A 21,129-nucleotide genomic window follows, 5' to 3' on the forward strand; every position below is an offset into this window, starting at 1 on the left:
CGCTCCTTCGTGCGTGCTGCTGGGTGCTGGACGTGGCGCCTGCCGGCCCCTCGCTACGATGACGGCATGACGGTGAGCCACGACGTCCGCACAGACCGCCATCCTCTCACCGCCGAGGGCTCCGTCGAGCTCGCGGTGCTGGACCGGAACGGCTTCGACGAGAGCCGGCACGTCGGTGCCGGCGTCGTCGTCGCGGCCGACGGGACCGTGCTCGACGCCGTCGGCGACGTGACGGCGAGCGTGTACCCCCGCTCCACGATGAAGCCCTTCCAGGCCCTCGCCGTCCGTCGCGCCGGCGCGGTCTTCAGCGACGACGAGCTCGTGCTCACGACGGCGAGTCACGCCGGCACCGCTGCGCACCAGGCCCTCGCGCTGCACATGCTCGAGTCCTTCGACCACGTCGAGTCCGACCTGGGCTGCCCGCCCGACCTGCCGTTCGACCGGGCCACCGCCCGCACCATGGACGGCCCGCGGCGCCTGGCGATGAACTGCTCGGGCAAGCACGCCGGGATGCTCGCCGCGTGCCGGGTGAACGGCTGGGACGAGGCGACCTACCTCGACGTGGCGCACCCGCTGCAGCAGCGGGTCCGGGAGACCGTGGAGGCGTACACCGGCGAGACCGTCGACGTCGTCGGCACGGACGGCTGCGGCGCGCCCGTGTTCCCGCTCACCCTGCAGGGGCTCGCCCGTGGGTTCGCGGGTGTCGTCGCCCGTTCGGACTCGGACACCGCGGCACTCGTGGACGCCGTGCTCGACCACCCGTGGGCGATCGACGGTGTGGGTCGGGCGAACACGGTGACGATCGAACGACTCCGGGTGCTCGCGAAGTTCGGTGCCGAGGGCGTGATGGTGATGGGGCTCCCCGGTGGAGCGGCGGTCGCGGTCAAGACGCTCGACGGGTCGCAGCGTGCCGGGACGCTCGCGGCGCTCACATTGCTCGAGCGGAACGGCATGGTGGACGCCGCGGGCGTCGCCGACGTGCTGGCCGCCACCAGCGAGCAGGTGCTCGGTGGCGGCGTGCCGGTCGGTGCCGTGCGCGCGGGGGCCGGACTGCGCTGACCGCCGGCTGCCCGACACGGCACGGTCACCCTGCGACGAGCTCGTCGACGGGATCCCCGGCCAGCAGCGGGAGCACGGGCTCGAAGGACGGCGCCACGCCGTCGCCGTCGCCGTCGTTCCACAGCCGGCACCCGTGCCGCGTGACCTCGATGACGCGGTCCCGTCGACGCGGGAGCAGGTGGACGCCGGGGACGAGCACCACGGTCGCCTGCACCCTGCCGAGACCGTCGTGGCGCACGGCGACCGCGGTCCCCGTCGGTGTCGGACGCACGCCGGGCGGCGCTCCGGACTGCGGACCCGCATCGGAGACGATCCGCACGCCGGCGTCCGCGCTCCCCGCCGCACCGGCTGTCCCGTCGATGGCGGACGCGGCGAGCTGGGCGCCGAGCGCATCGAACACCGCCCGCGCGAACGCCCCGACGCCGAGGACGACGACGTGGGACGGCGACCCGGGGTCGGCGCGGATCCGCTCGGCTCGACCGTCGGGTCCTCGTCCGAGCACCAGCCCCTCGACGACGGCGCCGCCGACGCCGACGCCGGAAGCGTGCGGGTCCGGGGTCCACGACGACGCCCCGACGGCGTCGCTCAGCGCGTCGTCTCCGCACACTGCTGGTGCGGCGACTGCTGATCCGGAGACTGCTGATCCGGCGACTGCTGGTCCGGAGACGGCATCCGCCGGCATGGTGACGACGACCGCGGGCGGAGGATCGGCACCGGTGCCCCGGACCGTCAGGGCGTCGAGCACCGCGCAGCTCGCTGCGGCGACGAGCAGCACCGTCCTGGCGACCACCGGGAGGTCGGCGACGACCCCGACGAGCAGCAGCACCACCGCCGGACCGACCAGGCAGCAGCGGGCGACGAGCGGGGACACGGACCGAGACTGACAGCCCCGCGCGCCCAGGATCGGACGCACGGGGCTGCTGGTGGAGACCGGGTCGCGGTCGCTGCCCTGTGGAGGAACGGCCGGCTGCCCGTCAGGGCTACTGCACGAGGAAGAACTGCTCCCCGATGTCGACCCGTGCACCGCGCTCCACGCGGTAGCGACGCCCGGCTTCACAGCGGCGGATGCTCCCGTCGATGTGCCGGATCACCGTGCCGTTGCCCGAGTGCCGGTCGGACACCCAGAGGTCGTCGCCGTCACGCCCGAGCTCGAGGTGCGTCTTGGACACCGACTTGCCGGGGTCGTGCACCGTGAGCAGGTCGTCGAACCGCTCGCCCGGCTGCGGTCGGGGCAGCCGGCCCAGCAGGCCCGTACCGTGCACCGCCGTGCGCTCCCCGGTGCTGAAGTGCAGCACGAACGGCGCGTCCGAGGTGGTCTTGACGACGATCCGCGTCTCCTCGACGTCCTCGTCGGGGTCGGGGTCGGGGTCGCCGCTCGACGGCACCGTCGTGGACCCGACGGGCGGGAGGACCGGGCCGGTCGCCCCCGGGATCGGGGGCAGCGGCGCGGCACGCGGGACCGGCGGCAGGTCGGGACCGACGGCGCCCTGCGCCGAGGACGGCAGGGCCGGCGAAGCGGGAGCAGGCGGGACCGGTCCTCCGTCGTGTGCGCTCCGGTGCCCGCCGGGCGCGGCCCCCTCGTCGTCGGCGAGGTGGCGGCCCGGCCCCGCAGCGGGCTCGTCCGACCGGTCCTCGTGCGCCTGGTCCGCGTCGGGCCGCTCGGCGTCGGGACGTCCAGCGTCGGGCTGGCCGGCGTCGGGCTGGCCGGCGTCGGGCTGGCGGGTGTCGGGCTGTCCGGCATCGTGCTGTCCGGCGTCGGACGCCGCACCGTCGCGGTGCTCGGTGCCGGACCCGGCGTCCTCGGGGACATCCGATTGCGACGCGTGGTCCGTGGAGCCCGGCTCGGCGCCGCCGTCCGCGGAACCGGGGTCCGAGGGCTCGTCGTCCACACGGATCTCGTCGTCGGCCGCCCAGTCGGGTCGCGCCAGGGGCAGCGGCACGACGGGCCCGGTGAAGGCAGCGGTCACGGTCGGACGGACGGCGCCGCACTCCGCGCAGAAGATGTCGTCGGGTTCGAGGGCGTGGCCGCACACCGGGCAGGTGGCCGGACCGTTCCCCGGAGCGATCAGGGGCGTCGGTGCCGGACGACGGTCGACCAGTGGCTCCACGACGGCGGTGTCGCCGGCACGGGGACGTTCGTCGGCGGACGGGTCCTCGACCTGGTCCTCGACCGGCGGCTCGGCTGCCGCGCCTCCGCGGCCCACCCACCACGACGGTCGCGACGGAGCTGCCGTCGGCTGCTGTGCGACGGGCGGCGCCCACACCGGGGCCGTCGGCGGCGCCTCGGGCGCAGCGGACGGTGCCTCGGGCACGGGGGACGGCGTCCCGGAGCCGGACAGGTCCCCCGGGGCCGGCGCGAGACGGGTTCGTTCGGTGTCGGCCTCGTCGTCGGCGGAGGACCCCGTCGGGGACGACGGGTACGCGTCGGGATCGAGGGGCGGCTCCGGCTCCGGCTCCGACGCACCGGACCGCTCGTCCGTGCGGTGCTGCTCGTGCGTCCACCGGTCGTCCCCGACGCGGTCCGACCGACCCGGGTCGACGCCTTCGGGGCGCAGCCACGACGGATCGTCCGCCGGAGCTGCGGGAACGGCCGGGACCACAGGAGCGGACGGTGCGGTGGGGCGAGCGTCCCCGGTCGCGCCGGAGCGCTGCCGGTCCTCGCCGATGAGCCACGCACGGGTCGCGGGGTCGAGCGTCGCCTCGGGCAGCCAGGCCTCGGCGGCGGGATCGGGACGGCGGCCGTGCTGGTCGGGTTGCCGGAGCGGTGGCGGCGGGGTGTCGTCCACGGGCGCAGCCGGCGCGGGCCGACGGTTCGCCGAGACGTTCACCGACCGCCCGCACTCACCGCAGAAGATCGCCCCGTCGGGCAGCATCGAGCCGCAGTGTTCGCATCTGATCACGGTTCGCCTCTGTCCTCACTCGGCCGTCCACGACGCTCGCCGGCCTCCGGCCCATCGTAGTCACCGGCCCCGGGACGCCCCTGGTCGTGGCGATCGGTGCCGGACGGACGCATCGCACCACTCGGCCTCCGCCGAGTCGCCGGACGGCGTCGACCCCACCACCCGGCGGAGCGGAGGGACCGCAGCGACACGGCCGCCCGCCAGCGCTGGCGCCGCGTGCGGTCATCGGCCAGGCTCGCGATGGCCTCGTCCGTCGCTGACCACATCCGGTCCGCGGTCGCCGCGTCGACCGCCCCGGGTCCGAACACACTGCGGTCCGCCAGCGCGGCGAGTCCGGTCCCGCCGCGGCCGGGCGCGCCGGCGACCACCTCGCGCCGCGTCGCTGCGCCCGGCACCTCGTGCCCGCGGTCGAGCAGCGCGTCCCGGTACTCCTCCCACGCGCCGGTGACCCGGGCACGCGGTGTCGGGGCGCGGCGACGTCGACGTCGGCGCAGCCGTTTGCGCAGCAGCACCACCGCGAAGGGCAGGAGGACGAGCGCGAGGAACCCGAGGGTCGCGAGCACCCACGGCAGGGCTGCGAGCAGCACCTGTAGCCACAGCGGCGGGACGGGCGGTGTCTCGCGGTCGCTCTGCGGCGGGGCCTGCTGGTCCTGGTCCTGCTGCTCGACGGGCGGCGGTGGGACGACGGTCTCCGGGCGCGTGACGGGTTGCGGCGTCTGGTCCTGCTCGTCCGGGATCTCGCGGAGGACGGGGTTCGGGTCGAGGGTGACCCACCCCCACTGCGCGGTGTCCACCTCGACCCGCGCGGTCACGTCCGACCCGCGCAGGGTCGTGGCCCCGCCCGACGGACCGGCTGCCGCCGAACCCGGATCCGACGAGGACCTCCGGACGTCCCCGCCCGGGGTGAACCCCATCACCACCCGCGACGGGAACCCGATCTGCCGGGCCATCAGCGCGGCGGCGACCGCGTACTGCTCCTGGTCACCGATCATGACCGGCGCGGTGAGGAGCTCCTGGATCCGGTCAGCGCCGTGCCCGGACCGGCTGGACCGGTCGTCGCCGACGCCGTGGCTGACGTACCCGGTGCTGGTGAGCCACCGGACGGCCGCGACGAGCTCCTCGCCGGGCGTCCGTGCGTCCGCAGTCGTCGACTCGACCCGCTCCCGCACCGCGTCCGGCACCCCGGTCGCCGACGGCACGTCGGCGGTCCCGGGACGCGCCGAGGCGAGCTGCTCGTCGTCCGGCTGGTCGGGCAGCACGGCCTCGAGGTCGTAGCGTGTGTCCGTCCCCACCCCGCCGACCACCGCACCGGTCGACGTCGCGCGGTCGTAGAAGAAGGACCGGCGATCCTGCTCGGCGTCGGCCCCGCGGAACGTCACCGACTCCAGGTCGCCGACGGTGGGCAACCACACGCCGCGGTAGGCGGCGACGTCCACCCCGAGGCGCACGTCGCTGCCGCGCACGTTGCTCACGTCCACGGTCGTGGGGACCCGTTCGAAGGTGCCGGAGGCCGAGGACCCGTCGTCGCCACCCACACGGAAGACGACACCGTCGTACGTGTCGAGGGTCGCGATGCGCACGAACCCGCCCTGCGGCAGCCCGGTGACGCGCAGCTGCGGTGCGTCGGCAGCACCCGGTTCCTCGTACGACCGGAACGCGCTGAGCGGGCTCACCTCGTCCCGCGGGTCGAACGGTCGCACGACGTCGGTGCGCGCGACGCTCCGGCCGACCGTCGGCGGGGCGACCGACCCGAGACCGGTCGCGACGACCGCAGCGGCCAGGACCGTCCCGGTGCCGACGAGCGCCGGACGCGCGACGGACCGCCACACCGGCACACGGGCGCCGACGGTCGTCGCCACGGCGACGGCACGGCGTGCGTGCCGGACCGTGAGCGCCCACACGAGCGCGATCCCGCCGAGGCCGACGGCGGTCGCGACCGACAGGTCGAGACGGCTCGGACCGACCACGACGCCCGCTGCGAAGAGGACGAGCGCCGGGATGCTCGCGGTCTCCGGCCGGGAGGCACGGATCGCCACGGTCACGGCCGTCACCGTGGCGACGAGGGTCGCCACGAAGTACGGGACGAGCAGCGACTCGTAGGACCCGACCGGCAGGCTGACGGTGACCAGCCGCTTCCAGTCGAGCGCGACGCCGGCGAAGAGGTCGACGAGTCCGGGTCCGGTCGGCAGCAGCCCCGCCGACTCCCCCGGGACCGCGGCGGGCACCCCGGTCACGGTGAAGACGGCCACGGTGAGGACGCCGACGACCGCCGCCGGCAGCCGACCCAGTGCACCGGTCAGCGCGACCGCGGTGCCCGCGACCACAGCGGTGACGCCGGCGGTCACCATCGACCCGTCCCGGTGGACCGGCCACCAGGCGGTGCTCGCCACGGCGAGCAGGAGCCAGACGACCAGGGTGCCGCCGACCGAGCGGACCGGGGCGCGCCGGCGAGCCGCTCGGCGCGTGGCGCGGCGGCCCCTGGTCGGGCCTTCGAGCGGGGGTGCAGCACTCACGCGGCGGCCGCCGTCCGGTGCAACGCCTGGCGGAGGTCCTCGAGGTAGCCGATGGTCAGGACGGTGAGCCCTGCCACCCGGAGCACCCGGGGCTGGGCCTCCGGTTCGCAGGTGACGGCGACGACCTCGACCCCGACGGGGAGGCGCGTGGCGGCGAGCCGGAGCGCGGGGAGCCCGACCGTCGACCCGACGACCAGGAACGCGACGGAGATACCCGCCGTGTCGTTCCCGACGATCCGGGCGACCTCCGCGACGGGCAGGCACGCGTCGGACAGCCCGACGGTCGCGAACTCGTCGAGCAGGCGGGTCGGCGTGACGGTGGCGAGCCGGTGCACCGCGTAGGACGGCCGCTTCGCGTACTCCGACGTGCGCTCGGACACCACGACCGAGACGTCCCGTCCGTCGCGGACCGCACGAGCCCCGAGTGACGCGGCGGCGCTCACCGCCAGCTCGAACTCGTCGTCGTCCGCGAACTCGGCCCGACGGCTCGCGAGGGCGACGACCAGGTGCGAGCGTCGGGTGTCCTCGAACTGCCGCACCATGAGCGCGCCGGACTTCGCGGTCGACTTCCAGTGGACGGTGCGCGGGTCGTCGCCCGGGACGTACTCGCGGACGGCGTGGAAGGCGATGTCCGCCGGGGAGAGGTCGGTCGTGGCCTGCCCCTCGAGGTCGCGGACGAGTCCCGTGCTCGTCGACGGGATCGCGATCGTCCGCGGGTGCACGATGACCTGTTCGCGGGCGGTCCACACGACCTCGCGCCGCACCAGCCCCACCGGGTCGGCCCGGACGCCGGTGACCGGTCCGACGTCGAGCACCCCGCGCCGGACCGTCGGCACGGGTACCTGTTCCTCGAACACGCCACCCGGGGCGACGGTCGGCACGGCGACGTCCACGAGTCCGTCGCCGACCGGCAGCTCCACCGTGGTCGGGACCGACGGCAACCGGGCCGGGTTCTCCGCGGTGACCACGACGCCGGCGTCGTCGCCGACCGCCACACGGTGCTGCGGCAGACGCATCCGGACCACGAGCCGGGTCCGCCCGACGAGGGCGACGGCGGCCACGACGGCGAGCACCGCCCCGGCGAAGCCCACGACGACGACCTCGCGCAGACCGAAGCGGTACCCCACGGCGAAGGCGACGACCGTGACGACGGCGACCGTCCAGCCCAGACCGGTGACCACCGCGGCGACCTCGCCCCACAGACGCCGCACGGTCCTCCAGGCCGTCGCCCACGCCTTCGCGACCCCGACGACGGCGTCGGCGGCGACGCCCTCGCGGTCACCGACGAGCCGGGTGCGCACGTTCGTGAGCCCGGCGACCGTCGTCGTCCGCTCGGCGGCGACGGAGCCGCGACGGGACCTCGTGCTGCCGCGTCGCGTCCTGGTGCTGCCGGGACGGCGGTCGGTCACGACGCCGCTCGGTCGGCGGGCGGCGGGGTCTCGACGAGGAGCTGCGCCACGACGCTGGTGGCGCTGACCCCGTCGAACTCCGCCTCGGCGTCGAGCACCAGGCGGTGTGCCAGCACCGGGACGGCCAGGGCCTTGACGTCGTCCGGCGTGACGTAGTGGCGGCCCTGCACGGCGGCGTACACGCGTGCGGCACGGATCAGCCCCATGGCACCGCGGACGCTGACGCCGAGTCGGACCTCGCTCGCGGCGCGGGTCGCGTCGACCAGGCGTGCCACGTAGTCGGCGATCGTCGGGTCGACGTGGACCGTGCGGGCGAGTGCGGCCATCTCGGTCACGGTCGCTGCGGGGACGACGCTCGGCAGCGGCACCGAGGCGGACGGCGCCGACGACGTCTCGAGGATCCGCACGGTGGCCGCGTGGTCCGGGTAGCCGATCGAGGTGCGCACGAGGAACCGGTCCAGCTGGGCCTCGGGCAGGCGGTACGTGCCGGCCTGCTCGATCGGGTTCTGCGTGGCGATGACCATGAACGGGGCGGCCAGGCGGTGGTTCACACCGTCGACGGTCACCGTCGACTCCTCCATCGCCTCGAGGAGCGCGGACTGCGTCTTCGGGCTGGCCCGGTTGATCTCGTCGGCGAGGACGACGTTGGCGAACACCGGCCCGCGGTGGAAGTCGAACTCCTGCGTGCGCTGGTCGTACACGCTGATACCGGTGATGTCGCCGGGCAGCAGGTCCGGGGTGAACTGGATCCGGTTGGTCGACCCCTGCACGCTCTGCGCCATCGCACGGGCGAGGCTCGTCTTGCCCGTGCCGGGGACGTCCTCGAGGAGCAGGTGTCCCTCGCTGAGCATGGTCGTCACGGCGAGGCGGATGACGAACGTCTTCCCGAGGAGCACCTGCTCGACGTTGGTCACGATCCGTCCGGCGACGTCGGCGAACCAGGCGGCCTGCTCGGGGGTCATGCTCATGCGGTGGGGTCCTCGTTCTGGTGGTGGGATCGCTGCCGGGTCGTGACCCTAGCCTGCGGAGGAGGTACTCGGGTCGGTGCCGGACGGCGGGTCGGACGTGCCGGCGTCCGGAGTGGTGACGGCGCCGCGAACACCGGTCGGGTCCTGCTGCCCGTTCACGGTTGCCTGCACCACGATCGCGCTGGAGCCTGCCGGGACGGCATCGCCCGTGGTCCACGCCTTGCCGGTCTCCGGGTTCGTGTCGGAGCAGCTCTCGCTCCCGAGCAGCCCGGGTCGGCAGTACGAGATCCGGTAGCCGTCCGGTGCGATGCGCCCGTTGTTGTCCGGCGGGTTGATCACCGGCGCCTGCCCGACGACCGCGCTGACCACGGTCGCCCGCGTGGTGAACGCGGTGGCGGTCGCCGGGGCGCTCGACGCGCAGTACTGTCCGTCGGTCGCGCACGCGGTGAACACCACGCTCGTCTCGAGCCCGTAGCCTGCCCCCGCCCCGAGCGACGCCGACCCGCTGAAGCGCACGCGGGGACCGCCGCCCACCGAGTAGTAGAGGTAGGGCGTGGACGCCTGCGCGGTGGCGCGGAGGCCGACCGCCCCGTCGGAGTCGGGCCCACCGGCCGGTTCGACCGTGCCCGTCGGGGCGTCGGGCGTCTGGTAGCCCTGCACGCTGGCCGGCTGCGACGCCGTGCAGAAGAGCCCGTTGTCGGCGAGGGCGACGTAGCGGTACTGACTCGTGATGCGGTCGTTCGCGGACGAACCGTTCCAGACCTTCTCGGCTCCGGCGGTCGAGCACCCGGACGGGATCGGGGTGGACGCCGCGTACTTCGCGATGCGCCAACCGGGGGTCCCGCCGGCCCAGTCGGCCTCGGACGCGCTGAGGGCGACCGCGGTCGTCGATCCGTCCGGCTGTCCCGTGGCCGACAGCTCCGGCGTGCCGGGGGCACCGACGGCCGAGCCGGTGGCCGACGCGTCGTTCCACTGCACCGGGCTGCCGTCGCGGTCGGCGGCGTTCCGGGCGGAGACCCGCACCGTGTACTCGGCGCCGCTCTGCGCGCCCGGGAAGGAGGTGCTCGTCGCGGTCCCGACGTTCTTCGTCGTCGACAGTCCCGGCCCCTGGACGGACACGACGTAGTTCGAGACGGACGACCCGCCGTTCGGCGTCGCGACACGGTCCCACGCGACGTCGAGCTGGTCCGGCGTCGCGCTGCTCGGCGTGACGCGCACGCCCTTCGGCGCTGCCGGGACGAAGTCGGCGCTCATCGGCGCGGACTGCGGCGAGGGCTCCGAGTCGCCGACGGCGTTCCGAGCGACGACGGAGAAGCGGTACGACGCGGACGGGTCGATGCCCGTCAGGGTGCAGACCGTCGCGGTGCCGCAGTCCTTCGCGACGCCGTTCGTCCCCTGGACCCGGTAGCCGGTGATCGGTGCGTTGTTCGCCTGCGGGGTGGCCCACGTCAGCGTCAGCTGGCCACCCTGGAACGTGCCGGTCCGGGTGGGCGCGCCCGGCGCGTCGGGGGTGTCCTGGACGGCGATGGTCACGTCGCCCCAGACGTACCGGGACGGGTCGTCCGTCGCGTCGGCGACCTGGTACTGCAGGTGCGCGTCGACGGGTTGGGCACGGTCGCCGACGGTGACCTGGAGCCGCGACCGGTCGGCGCTGGGCGTCACGCTCACGCCGGCGGAGAGACCGCCCGAGAGTCCGCGGATGGCGACGACCCGCAGCCGCTGGTCGGGGAACGGGTTCGTCGCCTGGTCGTTCGACAGGACGTCGATGGTCGCGGTCGTGCCACGCTCGACGACCGCCCGGTCCGCCCCGGGCTGCACGAGCGGCCTGGTCGAACCGACGATGCCGACCCGAACCACCCCGGCGCGACCGGCGTTCGCGTCGTCCGACACCCCGATGCCGATCGAGGCCGTCGTGTCCTTCCGGGCGTCCTCCGCCACCGAGATCCGGAGCTGCTGGCCCTGCACGGTCGCGGTGGTGCCGGCGCCCGGGCGGCTGACCACCGAGTACCGGAGCTCCCGGAGGTCGTCCGGGTACGGGTAGTCCGTCAGCTTCGTCAGGTCGAGGGTGCGGGAGTCACCGGGCTGCAGGTCGATCGACGACCCGGTGAACGCCGGCGGCTGGTTCGACCGGGGTGTCACCTTGATCGGGAGCACGAGCGTCGCGACGCGGCCCTTGCCGCCGTTCGCGCTCGACCCGTCGGTGACCTCGAACGAGATCGACGCGTTGCCGTAGTACAGCTTCGAAGACGTGAACTGCAGCGTGGACCGGTCGACGACGAGGTCCTGCCCGTTCGCGTGCGTCGCCTTGACGGTCCCGCGATCGGTGATCTGCGCGGTCCGTCCGTTGGCCGTGACCACGTAGCGGTCGAGCGGGATGCGCACGGTGGCCTCGCTCTTCACGGTCACCGCGCCCACGCTGCGGTCCACCTGCGGCAGGGCGTCGTCGAACCCGGGCACGTGGACGAACCCGTAGGCGACGACGTCGGGGTGGTCGCTCCGGGTGACGGAGAACGGCACGACCTGTGACGCGTCCGTCAACCGGATCTCGATCCGACGGTCGCTCGTGACCCGGGCGGTGTCGCCGTACCCATCGACCACCCCGACCTCGAGGCGGGAGGTCGACCCCTCGGCGAAGAAGACGTTCTGCAGGACGTCGACGGTGACGCTCTCGCGACGCAGGATGTCCTGCAGGTCGAGCGTGGTGTCCTCGACCTCGGGACGAAGCGGCGGGGCGTCGCGGTCGACCGTCACCGTCAGGAACGCGGTGCTGGAACCGCCGCTCTCGTTCGTGACGGTGTAGAGCACCGCGAAGTCGCCCTCGGTCGCCGAACGCGGTGGCGTGACCCGGACCTGGCTGCGGTGGAGCACCTCGGCGGTGACCCCCGGGGCGGTCGGCTCGGCCGCGGTGACGGACAGCTGCCCGCCCTCCGGGTCGGAGTCGTTCTGCAGCACGCGCACGGTCACGGACCCACCGGGGCGGATGGTGACGTGGTCGGCCTGGGCGACCGGGTTCGATGCCTGCTCCGCACGGGGGCTGATGCCGACCCGGACCGTGCCGGTCGCGCGGGCACCCAGCGCGTCGACCACCGTGTAGGTGAACTCGTCGGTCCCGGCGGAGTAGTCCCCGGCGTCGTAGGTCAGCGCATCGGCGGTGACGTCGCTGACCGAGCCCTTCTCGGGGTTGTCGCCGACCCCGACGAGCTGCACCGAGTCGCCGTCCGGATCGGTGCCGTTCAACGGCACGGTGATGCGCACCGCCTGCCCCGCGACCGCGCGCGCCGTCACGGTCTTCGGCACTGGCGGGTTGTTCGTCGCGGCGTCACGCTCGCGCACCGAGATCGAGACGGACGCGTCCGCGTACTGCCCGTCCGGACCGTGGACGCGGTAGACCGCGGTGTGGTTGCCGGGTGTGTCCGGGGCGAGGTACCGGAGCCGGTCGCCGGACACGAAGAGCAGCCCGCCGTCACCGGGCACGTTCTGCACGAGCTGCGGGTCGAGCGTCAGCGGCTCGCCCTCCGGCTGGGTGTCGTTCGCCAGCACGTCGATCTCGGCGACGTCGCCGACCCGCACCGTGGCGGAGTCGGACTGCGCGACCGGCGGCTGGATGCGGTCCGGTTTCGGGATCTCGACGACGGTGATCGTCCCGGTGGCGCTGGCCAGACCGTTCGACTCCGTGTACGCGAAGGTCACCGGTGCGTCGAGCGGCGCGGTCAGGGTGACCCGTACGACGTGCTGGTCGAGGATGCTCGCCTCGACCCCGCTGCCGCGGCCGGGGCCGTCGAGCGCCGTGACCATGAGCACACCGCCGGCCGGGTCGGTGTCCGTCGCGGTGACGTCGGTGTCCTTCGTCGAGAGTGTGGTCACGAACACCGTCTTCGGCGTCGTGATCGGTGGCGTCGAGGCGTCGGGCGGAGCGAGCACGGAGACGCGCACGACGCCGCTCGCGGTCTTCGTGCCGTCCGTGACGGTGTACTCGAGCTGGTGGTCCCCCGCTCCGGCCCCCTGGACGCGGAACGTGCCCGCGTCGTAGGACGGGGTGACCGTCAGGCCGCTCGACGAGGAGACGCTGGTGAGCGTGACGGCCCCGTTGCCCCCGCGGACGTGGTCGAGCGGCGTCACCGTGAACGCCTTGCCCGCGTAGCCCTGCACGGCGAACGCGTCGGCGCGCAGCGGCACGCTCCCCTGGGCGGCGACACGCACGGTCATCGATCCGCGGCCGGGGTCGCGGCCGTCGCTCACGACGAGCTGGACGCTGCGGTCACCGGTGCGACCGCTCGCGTTGCGGAAGTCGAGCAGCCCGTCCGGTGTCGTGGAGACGCGGTCGCCGTCCGCCGAGGCGGACTCCAGGTAGACCGGGTCGCCGTCGGGATCGACCCAGTCCGACAGCACGTCGGTGACGACGTGCCCGTTCTGCACGACGTCCGCCGAGGTGCTCCGGACCTGCCGCGGTGGCTCGTTCTCGGACTCGGGGCGGACGGTCACCCGGACGGTTGCGCTGGCCGACCCGCCGTTGCCGTCGGTGATCGTGTACGGGAACGAGAGCGTGCCGCTGGCCTCCGCCGTGAGCGAGACCTGGAGCCGTTGGCCGTCACCGACGACGGCGACGCTGCCCTGGCCGTCGGGGACGTCGCCGACCTCGCTGATGACGAGTGGGTCGCCGTTGGGGTCGTAGTCGTTGAGGAGCACCGGCAGGCTGGTCGTGCGACCCGGTCGTGCGCCGAGGTCGTCGTCCACCGCCACGGGCGGCTTCTGCTCCTTGTCCACCTGCGGGTCGTCGTCCGACACCCGTTCCTGCTGCCGCTCGTCGTCCTGGTCGACCAGGTCCGCCCAGTTGTCGATGAGCTGTCCACTGCGGCCGATGGCCCACGACCGCCCACTGCGCGGGTCGTTCGCCACGACGGTGTCGCCGTTGTGCACGATCTGCAGGTCGTCGGCGTCGGCGGTCTGCGCGAGCCGCTGGAGGCCGGTGCCCCGACACGAGTCCATCGCCTGTCCGCCCGCCCACGCGGCGTAGGTGCAGGAGCCGACGACGGTCGGTCGTGCCGCTCGACCCGACACCCGGAGCGCGGTCCGGTCCACCTGACCGGAGGCGGAGACGCGCACCAGCCCGGCCGTACCGGCGACGAGGACCGTGGACGAGGAGTCCGAGGACCGCTGCAGCGCGGGCGATCCACCGACGCGGTCGCCGAGGTCGACGCTGTCCCCGTCGACCGAGAGCTGCCCCGAGGTGCGGTCGAGCACGGCGACGTGGTCCCCGAAGGACGCCACCTGGAACTCGTGGCTGCGGTCGAACCGGACCTCCCACCGCCGCTCGACGGTCAGCTCGGTGCCGACGTCGACGAGGGAGGCGCGGCCGGTGCGCGGCGAGTACACCGCGACCCGCTCGTCGGAGGCGTCGAGGACGGCGTCGGCGCCGAGGCTCAGGTCGGCCTTCGTGGACGCGTCGAAGTCGGACAGCTCGGCCGCCGGGGTCGCCCAGAGCTCGCCCGTGTCGCCGTTCCCGACCACCGCGGTGTCCCCCGCGAAGAAGACCTGCGGCGAGCCCGCCGGCAGCGTCACGGCATCGCCCACGGCGGCGTCGGCGACGTCGACCTTCGCGACGGTGCCCTTCGTGCCGTCCACGCTGTACACCTCGGAGCCGCGCTGCACGACCGAGAGGTCGTCGCTCGGGGTGTCGACGGCGGTGTTGAGCTCGAGCACGCCGGTGTTCGCGCGCCCGACGGCGCCGTACTCCGCCGACGGCACCCAGACGGTGCCGTCCCCCAGGTCGACCCGTTGGGTGTGGTACCCCGTGGACACCACCGCGGCGGTCGCGACGACGGCGCCGACGAGGATCGACGCGCAGGCCGTCACCGCCGCGGAACGGTGCTCGGCGAGGAACGCCCGGATCACCCGGCGCTCCCGATCGTGCCGCACTGTTCGGGACTCGCGGCCCCCGTCCTGCCGTCCCGGTTCACCGCGACCGTGATGCACTGCTCGGTACCGGGGTCCCCGGACACGACGAAGGTGGTGCCGGTCTGCTGGCTCGTCGCGCCGGCTGACGTGATGACGTAGGTGTCCCCGGCACGGAGCCCGGGATCGTCCCAGCTGAAGGACACCGAGTCGCCTCCCCCGCGTGCGGTCACGTCGCGCACCGTCGGGACGGACCCCGTGCCGGCGCGCGTCACGAGCAGGACGCTCACCACGGCGAGGGCCGCGACCACGACGACACCGGCCGCGCCGGCGACCACGAGGGTCGAGCGCTTCCGGCGACGCGCGATCGTCGCCGACCCGGTGCGGTGCACGGTGCCGACGCTCTGGACGCCGACCGACGTCCCGCCCTGCACCGCCCGCCGTGTCCGTCGGCGGGCCGCCACACGCGAGGGTGCCTGCAGTTCCCGCACGACGGTCCGGTCGCCCTCCGACGACGGGGTGGCCACCGCCCACGACTCGACCGCCACGTCGGCCGGGGTCTGCGGGATCCCGAGCTCCGCCTCGACCTGTTGGAGCCCGCGGACGAACTCCATCACGGTGGCGGGACGAGCAGCCGCACGACGGGCCATCGCCGTCGCGAGCAGCCGTTCGAGCGACGGGGGCACGTCGGTCCGGCCGGTCGACCCCACGCCGCCCTTGTCGATCCGGTCCATCAGGTCTGCCGCCGAGTTCCTGCCGCCCGGGACCTCGAACGGAGAGCGCCCCGCGAGCAGCGAGTACACGGTCGCTGCGAGCGAGTAGACCTCGGACTGGACGGTGCCGCGGGACTCGTCCCCCAGCACCTCGGGCGCGGACCACGGGATGGACATGCCCACCGGCTCGTCGGGGTCGGCGCTGCCGATGGTCGCGGCGATGCCGAAGTCGGAGAGGACGGGGCTGCCGTACGCGGTGCGCAGGATGTTCGAGGGCTTCACGTCTCGGTGCAGCACACCCTCGCGGTGGGCCGTCTCGAGCGCGGAGCCGATGCGGACACCGACGGCCAGGACCTCGGACACGGGGAGCGGCTCGCGTCGGTAGCGCTGGCTGAGCGACGACGAGCACAGCTCCATGACGAGGTAGGGACGGCCGTCGGCCGCGATGCTCGCCTGGAACACCGTGAGGATCGCGGGGTGCGTGCTGAGCCGCGCCATCAGGTTCGCCTCGGCCTGGAACATCTGCCGCACGCGCTCGTCCACGACCTCGTCGAGGAGCACCTTCACCGCCACCTGCCGGCGTGGCATGTCCTGCTCGTAGAGGAAGACGTCGGCGAAGCCCCCGGAGCCGAGGACGTGGACGGGGGTGAACCCGGCGATCACCGGCGGGTCGGACGGCAGGCGTCGAGCCATCAGCGTCGTTCCCTTCCCCGGCCCGCGGCCGGCCCTTCCGTTCGTCGCGGCCAGGCCATTCTACGAAGGGCGATCCGACGGCCGGCGGCCGCGGGCGTCCCTGTGGAGGGCGGCCATCCCCCACTTCGGGGGTGGTCGTACGGGTGCGACGCTCAGTGGCGCGGCAGGGTGTCCTCGACGTCGGAGTCCTCCGGTGCGGCGTCGACCTGCACGACCACCACGGTGACGTTGTCACGACCGCCGGCGACCACCGCGTCGCCGACCAGACGTTCCGCCAGTGCCTGTGCCGCGGGAACCCGGGCCGCGATCCGGGCGATGCCGACGTCGCCGAGCTCCTTGGTGAGGCCGTCGGAGCAGACGATGTAGCGGTCCCCCGCGCGGAGCGGCAGCGTCCACCAGTCGGGCTCCGGGGGCTCGCCGAAGCCGACTGCCCGCGTGATGACGTTGCTGTCGGGGTGCTGCTCGGCGTCCTCGGCCCGGAGCAGCCCGGCGTCGACCATCTCCTGCACGACCGAGTGGTCGATCGTCACCCGACGGAGCGCGCCGGACTCGATCCGGTAGGTGCGGGAGTCGCCGACGTTGAAGACCAGCGCTGCCGGCTGCCCGTGGGACGCGACGAGTGCGACCCCGGTCACGGTCGTGCCGGCGCCGAGGGCGTTGCCACCGGCAGCGCGCTCGATGTCGGCGGTCGCGAGCAGCAGCGCGCGCTGGATGTCCTGACGGCTGGTGAAGGCACCGGTGGTGACCTGGTCGAGACGACGGACGACCGCGTCGCTCGCCCGGTCACCCGCGAGGTGTCCGCCCATGCCGTCGGCGACCACGAAGAAGGGTGCGCCGACGAGGTAGCTGTCCTCGTTGTGGTCGCGACGGCGACCGACGTCGGTCGCCGCTCCCCACGAGAGCGTCAGGGGTGTGCCGGCAGCGCCGGGGACGTCGATGGCGTGCTCGGTGGCAGCTCGGCCGAGTTCGGTCACGGTTTCAGGGTCGCTCTCTGGGAGTGGAGGGGCGTGCCGACGGTGGGTCCGTCACGGGGCCGGCGGGAACGGTGGGAGGCCGTCGTCCGGTCCGGCCCGGAGGTGCGGCGACAGGACCTCGATGACGTTGCCGTCACCGATCTCGACGAGCGTACCCGTCAGGACGACGATCGATGCACCCGCCGTCATCCGGAACGGCGCGGCGCCGGGAGGGCGGACGACGGTCCCGTTCGTCGACCGCAGGTCCGCGACGACGGCGGCCTCGCCCTCGGCGTGCAGCAGCACGTGCGACGACGACACGTGGCCGCTCGGCGACGGGACGGTCACCAGGACCGGCCCGCCGTCGACGACGACGCGCGGCGCGGCGGGCCGACGACCCACCACCAGGGGCCGGTCGAGGCGGACCACCCGGCCGCCGACGCGGACCGACGGGGTCCGGCGGACGACCGGCCGGTCCCCGGCACGTGGTGCTGCCGCTCCGGGCGGCGCCACCGGTGGTGGGCCACCGGGTCGAGCGCGCAGGACCGTGTCCTCGTCGGACGGCCCGGCCCCCGGTCGCGCACCGCGCCCGGGCCGGACGACCGTGTCGCCGTACGGGTCGCCGTACGGATCGTCGTCGAGGGCACCGTCGGCGGCCGCAGCGGCGGCGCCGAGGGCACGGAGGCCGGCGCTCCCCGTGCGGGACGGGTCACGACCTGCGTCGGTCGGCGACGGTCGGGCACCGGGGCGCGCACGGATGACCGTGTCGTCGTCCTCGCGCACCGGTTCCCGCACCATGGTCATCCCACCGTAGACGATCCGGTCGACCCCGTGGGGGTGCCCCACGCCGGTCCGTGGCCGGACCGGACCGCGCGCAGGACCAACCACCCGAAGGGGTCGTCCGGTCGGGAGTCGAGGGCGTGCCGGGCACGGACCTCCGCACGGGCGGACGACCCGAGCGCCCAGGCGCACCAGGCGCCCAGCGCCAGCGCACCGGCCGCCCCCACCGCGACGTCGCCGCCCGGGGCTCCGTCCGCACGCCAGGTCCGCCATGCCGAGGCACACCGGTCGCCGGCCAGCCGGAGTCGCGCGCGGTCCGGCTCCGGACCCGACCCGCCGAGCGCGGGCGGCGTCGGATCGCGGAACGGGTCGAACGGCACGACCGTCCGGGGGTCCGGCCGGTCACGCGCGGCCAGGAAGCCGACCAGCGCGAAGCGGGTCGCGAGGGCGCCGCACGCCGTCGCGACCGCGACCGCCTGCGGTCGGGCGAGCGCTTCCGCGCCGGTGCCTCCACCGGTCGCCGCCTCCGGCGCCACGAGGGCGACGCAGGCGGCACGCAGCGTGACCGCGGCCGCGATCTCGCGCGGGTAGCGCACCAGGGTGGGTGGGAGTCCGTGTCTCGTCGAGGTCATGCACGAGATCGTGACGGGAGGAGCGCCTCCAGACCGGCGCGCCCCGACCCGTCTGTGGACGGCCACGGCCGTCCGGGAGGTTGTGCAGGAGCGAGCGCTGCTCCGCCGTCAGACCCGCGCGGGCTCGAGGCTCTCCGCGACCAGGTCCCAGCCGTCGTCGGTCCGCTCCACCACGACGCCGTGCTCGCCCGCCCACCGCAGGAGCGATGCCGGGTCGCCGACGTCCGCACCGGTCCGTGCGAGCAGCGCGGTCAGTCGACCCTTCGCCGTCTTGTTCCAGTGGTTGAGCGCCCGACGTCGTCCGCCGCCGTCGACACTGACCACCCGCAGGACGACCGCGTCGTCCACGGGTCCGAGCGACCGGTAGCCCTCGGAGCGCAGGTCGAGCACGAGACCGCCGGTCCGAGCGCCGAGCACGTCGCTGGACGGTCCCGGCCAGTGCTTCGCGAGCCGGAGCGCACCGAGCCTCGAGTCGTGCGAGAGCCGGTACGCCGGGATGTGGTCGCCCGCACCGATCGGTCCGAACATCGCGGACTGGACCAGCACGTGGTCCGTCCACCAGCGACGTGTGGCGTCGTCCGCGCCCGTGGCGTCGAGCGGGTCGTAGAGCACGCCCGTGTAGCGCTCGACCGCCGGCAGTGTCGGCGCGGTGTCGAGCTCGAGGTTGCGGAGGCGCTCGGCCACCGACTTCGGTCCGAGCTTGAGGGCCGTCCGTGCCGTGGACTCCTCGGAACTGACGGAGCGGGCCGCGGTGATCACCGCTGCCCGCTCGTCGGCCAGTTCCGGGAAGGACAGCGCACCCAGGTCGAGGGTGCGTGCCGTGTCCCCGCCCTCCCGCTTCGTCTCGGACGGCGGGAGGAGGACGGTCAGTCCGGTCAGGATGCCAGCGCGGCCTGCCGCGCCACGATCGTGACCGTGTCGTGCTCGACCGACAGGAAGCCGTCCTCGGCGTCCGCCGTCACCGTCGAGCCGTCGGCCCGGGTGATGCGGACCTGGCCCTGCGCGAGGGTGGCGAGCAGCGGCTCGTGCCCCGCGAGGATGCCGATCTGGCCCTCCGTCGTGCGTGCCACGACCATGGTGGCGTCGCCCGTCCAGACCTCACGGTCCGCCGAGACGACGCTCACGGTGAGTGCCGCCATGTCAGCGGTTCTCCTTCTGGATCTGCGCCCACTTCTCTTCGACGTCGTTGATGCCACCGACGTTGAAGAAGGCCTGCGTCGCCACGTGGTCGAACTCGCCGTCGGCGATCGCGCGGAAGGACTCGATCGTGTCCTTGAGCGGGACCGTCGAACCCTCGACACCCGTGAACTTCTTGGCCATGTAGGTGTTCTGCGAGAGGAACTGCTGGATGCGACGAGCGCGCTCCACCGTGATCTTGTCCTCTTCGGAGAGCTCGTCGACACCGAGGATCGCGATGATCTCCTGCAGCTCCTTGTTCTTCTGCAGGATCTGCTTGACGCGCGTCGCCGTCTCGTAGTGGTCGGCACCCAGGTACCGGGGGTCCATGATCCGCGACGTGGAGGTCAGCGGGTCGATGGCCGGGTACAGACCCTGCGACGCGATCTCACGCGAGAGCTCGGTCGTGGCGTCGAGGTGCGCGAACGTGGTCGCCGGAGCCGGGTCGGTGTAGTCGTCGGCCGGCACGTAGATCGCCTGCAGCGAGGTGATCGAGTGACCACGCGTCGAGGTGATGCGCTCCTGGAGCACACCCATCTCGTCGGCGAGGTTCGGCTGGTAGCCCACCGCGGACGGCATGCGACCGAGCAGCGTCGAGACCTCGGAGCCGGCCTGCGTGAACCGGAAGATGTTGTCGATGAAGAGGAGCACGTCCTGCTTCTGGACGTCGCGGAAGTACTCCGCCATCGTCAGCGCCGACAGGGCCACGCGCAGACGCGTTCCCGGCGGCTCGTCCATCTGGCCGAACACGAGGGCGGTCTTGTCGAAGACACCCGCCTCTTCCATCTCACCGATGAGGTCGTTGCCCTCACGGGTGCGCTCGCCGACACCGGCGAACACCGACACACCACCGTGGTCCTGCGCGACGCGCTGGATCATCTCCTGGATGAGGACCGTCTTGCCGACGCCCGCACCACCGAAGAGGCCGATCTTGCCACCCTGCACGTACGGCGTGAGGAGGTCGATCGACTTGATACCGGTCTCGAACATGGTGGTCTTCGACTCGAGCTGGTCGAAGGCCGGCGCCTTGCGGTGGATCGGCCAGCGCTCGGTGATCTCGAGCTTCTCGTCGGTGTTGAGCACGTTGCCCAGCACGTCGAAGACCTTGCCCTTGGTGACGTCGCCGACGGGGACCGAGATCGGGGCGCCCGAGTCACGGACCTCCTGACCACGGACCAGGCCGTCGGTCGGCTTCAGCGAGATGGCGCGGATCAGGTCGTCGCCGAGGTGCTGCGCGACCTCGAGGCCGATCTCCTGCGACGAGTCACCGATGGTGATGGTCGTGTACAGGAGGTTGTACATCTCCGGGATGGCGTCGTGCGGGAACTCGATGTCGACGACGGGACCCGTGACACGGGCGATCCGGCCGACACCGGGCGCCGACGACGTCTCGACCGCGGTGGTGGCGGTGTCGGTCATGGCTGGTGCCTTCCTGAGGGGT

14 protein-coding genes are annotated in these 21,129 nt (G+C 73.8%); 1 reads left to right on the forward strand and 13 read right to left on the reverse strand.

The features are described from left to right. The first annotated feature begins 66 nt into the window (after nt 1–66). Nucleotides 67–1,059, forward strand: coding sequence for an asparaginase (locus M3666_RS09180; RefSeq protein ID WP_251155049.1), 993 nt, complete (start codon nt 67–69; stop codon nt 1,057–1,059). 25 nt (nt 1,060–1,084) lie between these two features. Here M3666_RS09180 and M3666_RS09185 read toward each other — a convergent pair whose 3' ends face one another. From M3666_RS09185 to atpD, 13 genes are all read right to left on the reverse strand, one after another. After that, the gene (locus tag M3666_RS09185; RefSeq protein ID WP_251155050.1) at nt 1,085–1,930 is read right to left on the reverse strand and encodes a hypothetical protein; all 846 of its coding nucleotides are present in this window, start codon (nt 1,928–1,930) and stop codon (nt 1,085–1,087) included. Nucleotides 1,931–2,039: 109 nt separating this feature from the next. Next, a complete protein-coding gene (locus M3666_RS16725; protein ID WP_308301846.1) occupies nt 2,040–3,959 on the reverse strand; it encodes a zinc-ribbon domain-containing protein in 1,920 nt (639 codons plus the stop codon). Then, a complete protein-coding gene (locus tag M3666_RS09200) occupies nt 3,956–6,472 on the reverse strand; it encodes a transglutaminase domain-containing protein (RefSeq protein ID WP_251155051.1) in 2,517 nt (838 codons plus the stop codon). The genes M3666_RS16725 and M3666_RS09200 overlap by 4 nt, the downstream gene beginning before the upstream one ends. Next, nucleotides 6,469–7,881, reverse strand: coding sequence for a DUF58 domain-containing protein (locus M3666_RS09205; protein WP_251155052.1), 1,413 nt, complete (start codon nt 7,879–7,881; stop codon nt 6,469–6,471). Before M3666_RS09205 ends, M3666_RS09200 begins: the two co-directional genes overlap by 4 nt. Then, a complete protein-coding gene (locus tag M3666_RS09210) occupies nt 7,878–8,849 on the reverse strand; it encodes a MoxR family ATPase (RefSeq protein ID WP_066654604.1) in 972 nt (323 codons plus the stop codon). Before M3666_RS09210 ends, M3666_RS09205 begins: the two co-directional genes overlap by 4 nt. Before the next feature lie 48 nt (nt 8,850–8,897). Beyond that, on the reverse strand, nt 8,898–14,741 hold the full coding sequence (locus M3666_RS09215; RefSeq protein WP_251155053.1) for an Ig-like domain-containing protein: 5,844 nt from the start codon (nt 14,739–14,741) through the stop codon (nt 8,898–8,900). After that, the gene (locus M3666_RS09220; protein WP_251155054.1) at nt 14,738–16,147 is read right to left on the reverse strand and encodes a serine/threonine-protein kinase; all 1,410 of its coding nucleotides are present in this window, start codon (nt 16,145–16,147) and stop codon (nt 14,738–14,740) included. Before M3666_RS09220 ends, M3666_RS09215 begins: the two co-directional genes overlap by 4 nt. Before the next feature lie 152 nt (nt 16,148–16,299). Further along, on the reverse strand, nt 16,300–17,121 hold the full coding sequence (locus tag M3666_RS09225) for a PP2C family serine/threonine-protein phosphatase (protein ID WP_209682393.1): 822 nt from the start codon (nt 17,119–17,121) through the stop codon (nt 16,300–16,302). Nucleotides 17,122–17,172: 51 nt separating this feature from the next. Next, a complete protein-coding gene (locus tag M3666_RS09230; RefSeq protein WP_251155055.1) occupies nt 17,173–17,898 on the reverse strand; it encodes an FHA domain-containing protein in 726 nt (241 codons plus the stop codon). 2 nt (nt 17,899–17,900) lie between these two features. Beyond that, complete coding sequence (locus tag M3666_RS09235) at nt 17,901–18,512, reverse strand: hypothetical protein (RefSeq protein ID WP_251155056.1); 612 nt, start codon at nt 18,510–18,512, stop codon at nt 17,901–17,903. Nucleotides 18,513–18,620: 108 nt separating this feature from the next. Beyond that, nucleotides 18,621–19,394 carry a peroxide stress protein YaaA gene (locus tag M3666_RS09240; RefSeq protein ID WP_308301847.1) on the reverse strand — a complete coding sequence of 258 codons (774 nt, stop codon included), beginning with the start codon at nt 19,392–19,394 and terminating at the stop codon, nt 18,621–18,623. Beyond that, a complete protein-coding gene (locus M3666_RS09245; RefSeq protein WP_058729238.1) occupies nt 19,388–19,651 on the reverse strand; it encodes a F0F1 ATP synthase subunit epsilon in 264 nt (87 codons plus the stop codon). The genes M3666_RS09240 and M3666_RS09245 overlap by 7 nt, the downstream gene beginning before the upstream one ends. A gap of 1 nt (nt 19,652) precedes the next feature. Continuing rightward, nucleotides 19,653–21,107 (reverse strand): F0F1 ATP synthase subunit beta, encoded by a 1,455-nt coding sequence (atpD, locus tag M3666_RS09250; RefSeq protein ID WP_066654617.1) that lies wholly within the window; start codon nt 21,105–21,107, stop codon nt 19,653–19,655. Nucleotides 21,108–21,129: the final 22 nt, after the last annotated feature.

It is taken from the genome of Curtobacterium sp. ODYSSEY 48 V2, assembly GCF_023712625.1.
Lineage (GTDB): Bacteria > Actinomycetota > Actinomycetes > Actinomycetales > Microbacteriaceae > Curtobacterium.

Bases quoted from the DNA above. Each gene is read 5' to 3' on its own strand.
- M3666_RS09245 (WP_058729238.1), bottom strand. From the start codon at position 19,651: ATGGCGGCACTCACCGTGAGCGTCGTCTCGGCGGACCGTGAGGTCTGG.
- M3666_RS09180 (WP_251155049.1), top strand. From the start codon at position 67: ATGACGGTGAGCCACGACGTCCGCACAGACCGCCATCCTCTCACCGCC.
- M3666_RS09230 (WP_251155055.1), bottom strand. From the start codon at position 17,898: ATGGTGCGGGAACCGGTGCGCGAGGACGACGACACGGTCATCCGTGCG.
- M3666_RS09210 (WP_066654604.1), bottom strand. From the start codon at position 8,849: ATGAGCATGACCCCCGAGCAGGCCGCCTGGTTCGCCGACGTCGCCGGA.
- atpD (WP_066654617.1), bottom strand. From the start codon at position 21,107: ATGACCGACACCGCCACCACCGCGGTCGAGACGTCGTCGGCGCCCGGT.
- M3666_RS09235 (WP_251155056.1), bottom strand. From the start codon at position 18,512: ATGACCTCGACGAGACACGGACTCCCACCCACCCTGGTGCGCTACCCG.
- M3666_RS09220 (WP_251155054.1), bottom strand. From the start codon at position 16,147: ATGGCTCGACGCCTGCCGTCCGACCCGCCGGTGATCGCCGGGTTCACC.